Source organism: Rugosimonospora acidiphila (genome assembly GCF_039543385.1).
Taxonomy (GTDB): domain Bacteria; phylum Actinomycetota; class Actinomycetes; order Mycobacteriales; family Micromonosporaceae; genus Rugosimonospora; species Rugosimonospora acidiphila.
On record NZ_BAABJQ010000071.1, the window covers coordinates 1 to 4,260 of the forward strand.

The 4,260-nt window shown below is 72.5% G+C and carries 1 protein-coding gene; it reads right to left on the reverse strand.

Features of this window, described 5'->3' with window-relative positions; genetic code table 11:
- Positions 1–4,260: type I polyketide synthase (locus ABEA87_RS42020; RefSeq protein WP_345639390.1), on the reverse strand; the 4,260-nt coding region annotated here is incomplete at both ends.

Consider the following 4,260-nt stretch of genomic DNA (forward strand, 5'->3'; position numbering starts at 1 on the left):
CCCCCACACCCGCGCCAACCCCACATGCACCGCGAACAACACCGGCTGCACCACATCCACCCGCTCCGGCACCACCCCCGACCGCAACACCTCAACTAGCGACCAATCCACCAACCCACCAAACGCCACCTCACACTCAGCGATCGCCTCCGCGAACACCGGCGACTCATTCAGCAAATCCAGAGCCATACCCGCCCACTGCGAACCCTGACCAGGAAACACCCACACCAAACGACCACCCACCACCCGACCCGCCTGCACCCCACGCAAACCACCAACTAGTTCCTGAACATCACCACCCACCGACACCGCCCGATACTCAAACCGCGACCGACCCACCAACCCCGCACCCACCGCACCCACATCCACCGCACCATCACCCGACACCCAACCCACCAACGAACCCACCGCAGCGCCCAACGCCTCCGGCGAACGACCCGACACCACCCAGGGCACCACACCACCAGGCGTCGACACCTGCTCCACCGGCGCCGGCTCCTGCTCGGCGGCGGGAGCCTGCTCCAACACCACGTGAGCGTTGGTGCCGGAGACGCCGAAGGAGGACACGCCGGCCCGGCGCGGACGCTCGTCCACCTCCCATGGCTGTGGCTCGGTGAGCAGCTTCACCTGTCCGTCGGTCCAGTCGACCTGGCCGCTCGGCTCGTCCACGTTCAGCGTGCGCGGCAGCACCCCGGCCCGCATCGCCATCACCATCTTGATCACACCCGCGACCCCCGCCGCGGCCTGCGTGTGACCGATGTTCGACTTGATCGAACCCAACCACAACGGCCGATCCCCCGACCGGTCCTGCCCATACGTCGCGAGAAGAGCCTGCGCCTCGATCGGATCACCCAGGGTCGTACCCGTACCGTGCCCCTCAACCGCGTCGACATCCGTTGTCGACAGGCCGGCCGCCGCCAGCGCCGCCCGGATCACCCGCTGCTGCGACGGACCATTCGGCGCCGTCAAACCATTCGAGGCACCGTCCTGATTCACCGCCGAACCACGCACCACCGCCAACACCGGATGACCCAACCGCCGCGCATCCGACAACCGCTCCACCAACAGCATGCCCACGCCCTCGGCGAAGCCGGTGCCGTCGGCGCTGTCCGCGTAGGAGCGGCAGCGCCCGTCCGGGGAGAGGCCGCGCTGCCTGCTGAACTCGACAAAGAGGGCGGGCGTCGAGAGCACCGTCACGCCGCCGGCCAGGGCGAGGTCGCATTCGCCCGTGCGCAGCGCCTGGCTGGCCAGGTGCAGCGCCACCAGCGACGACGAGCACGCCGTGTCGACGGTGACCGCCGGGCCCTCCAGGCCGAGGCTGTAGGAGATGCGGCCGGAGGCGACGCTGCCGGAACTGCCGGTGCCCAGGTAGCCCTCGAACTCGGCGAGGTCCTCGGTGATCTGGTGCACCCGCGCCGCATAGTCCTGGTACATGACGCCGGCGAAGACTCCGGTACGGCTGCCGCGCAACGAGCGCGGGTCGATTCCGGCCCGCTCGACCGCCTCCCACGAGGTCTCCAGCAACAGCCGCTGCTGCGGGTCCATCGCCACCGCCTCGCGGGGCGAAATGCCGAAGAAGGGCGCGTCGAACTCGGCGGCGTCGTACAGGAATCCGCCGGTACGCGCGTACGAGGTGCCGCTGCTGTCCGGGTCGGGGTTGTAAAGGGCGTCCACGTCCCAACCGCGGTCCATCGGCCAGTCCCCGACCGCTTCCCGCTCCCCGACGACCAGCTCCCACAGCTGCTCCGGGGAGGCGACGCCGCCCGGGTACCGGCAGCCGATGCCCACGATGGCGATCGGCTCGTCCGCCCGCACCGGTGCCGTGCGCCGGGCGGGTGCGGCGGTGGACGCGGCGCCAACCAGCTCGCTCAGGTGCTCGACCAGCCGTGCCGTGGACGGGAAGTCGAAGACCAGCGTGGCCGGCAGCCGTACACCGACGGTCTTGGCCAGGCGGTTGCGCAGCTCGACCGCGGTGAGCGAATCGAAGCCCAGGTCCTTGAAGGCGCGGTCCGGGTCGACGACCTCCGCACCGGAGTAGCCGAGGGTGGCCGCGACCTCCGCCCGTACCAGATCGGACAGGGCCCGCAGTCGGTCCGGCTCGGCCAGCGTGGCGAACCCGCCGGGCCCACCGGCGGCGGCGACCGCGCGGGGCAGGCGCGCCCGGAACAGCGCGCTGAACAGCGGGGCGAGGGTGCCGTCCGCGGCGCGGCGGCGCAGTGCCGTGGCGTCGAGCATGACCGGGACGAGCAGCGGCTCGGTACCGGCCACCCCGTGGTCGAACAGGGCCAGGGCGTCGTCGGTCGTCAGCGGCCGGACGCCGGAGCGGCCGAGCCGCTGGACCGCCTCGTCGTCGAGGTGACCGGTCATCCCGCTGGCCTCGGCCCACAGGCCCCAGGCGAGCGACACCCCCGGCCGGCCCTCGGCGTGCCGGTGCGCGGCGAGCGCGTCCAGGTAGGCGTTGGCGGCGGCGTAGTTGCCCTGGCCAGGACCGCCGGTGATGCCCGCGGCCGCGGAGAAGAGCACGAACGCCGACAGGTCACGGTCACGGGTCAGCTCGTGCAGGTTCCAGGCGGCATCCACCTTGGGGGTGAGGACCCGGGAGAGCCGCTCCGGCGTGAGGTCGGTGACCAGGCAGTCGTCGAGTACGCCGGCGGCATGCACCACGGCGTCCACCGGGTACGCGTCGAGAACCTCCCGAAGCGCCTGGCGGTCCGCGGTGTCACACGCCACCACCTCAACCCGTGCACCCGCTTCGGCCAGCTCCGCCACCAACTCCACGGCGCCCTCGGCCGCCGACCCCGACCGGCTCACCAACAACAGCTCCCGCACCCCGTGCACCCGCACCAGATGCCGAGCCACCAACGCGCCGAGACGCCCAGTACCACCCGTGATCAACACCCGACCGGACGCGGACCACGGCACCGACAACTCCCCCGGCGCCTGCCGCACCAACCTCGGCACCAACACCGCACCGGCGCGGATCGCCAGCTGCGACTCCCCGCTGGCCACCGCGGAGCCGACCACCGGGTCGTCGAGCGGCGTCGTCTCGTCGAGGTCGAGCAGCACGAACCGGCCCGGATTCTCCGACTGCGCCGACCGCACCAGCCCCCACGCGCTCGCCGCGGCGAGGTCGGTGACGCCCGCGCCGGTGTCGACGGCACCCCGGGTGACCAGCACCAGCGGCGCGGACGCGTCGTCGGCGAGCCGGGCCTGGATCAGGTCGAGGGTGTGCCGGACGGTCTGGTGCGCGCCCTCGGCGCCGGCCGAGCCGGACAGCGGCACCAGGTCCGCGTCGAGCGAGTCGGCAGGGGCGGTCGGCATGGAGGTCCAGTGCACGCGGTGCATCGCCTGGCCCTGGCCCGGATCGGTGCCGGCCGCCGGCAGCGGGCGGAAGCTCAGTGCGGAGGCGGCGGCGACGAGGTCGCCCGCGCCGTCGCGCACCTGCACCGAGACCGAGTCGCCGGACAACGGGGTCAGCCGCACCCGCAGCGCGTTGGCGCCGGAGCGCAGCACCCGGAAGTCGGTCCAGGAGAACGGCAGCAGCGTGCGGCCGTCGCCGGCGGCCACGGTCAGCGCCGCCGCGTGCAGTGCGGCATCGAGCAGCGCCGGATGCACGTGGTACCCGCTCGCGTCGGCCGCCTGCTCCTGCGGAAGCCGTACGTCCGCCACGACGTCGCCGCCGTCGCGCCAGGCGGCGCGCAGCGACTGGAACGTGGGGCCGTAGCCGTAGCCGTGTGTGGCGAGATCCTCGTAGAAGCCGTCCAGCGCGATCGGCTCGGCGCCGGCGGGCGGCCAGGCACCGGCCTGCCCGTCGGGTACGGTCTCGGACGGCTCGTCGCCGAGCACACCGGTGGCGTGCTGAATCCACTCGCCGTCCGCGTCGACGGCGGTGTGCACCGCCAGGTCTCGTTCGGGGCCGTCGCCGCTGATGGTCACCCGCAGCAGCACCGAGCCCGAGATGGCGAGCGGGGCGTACAGGGTGAGGTCGCGCAGGCACGGCAGCCCGAGGTAGTGGCCGGCGTACGAGGCCAGCTCGGCGAATCCGGTGCCGGGGAACAGGACAGTACCGGCGACCACGTGATCGGCCAGCCAGGGCACCGTGTTGGTGGACAGGACACTGGTGAACACGGTGCGGTCCGGCAGGGTCATCACCGCGCCGAGCAACGGGTGCCCCGTGGCCGTCAACCCCAGCCCGGCAGCATCCCCGGTCGAGGCGGCCAACCGCGGCCAGAAACGCTCATGCTGGAACGGGTACGTCGG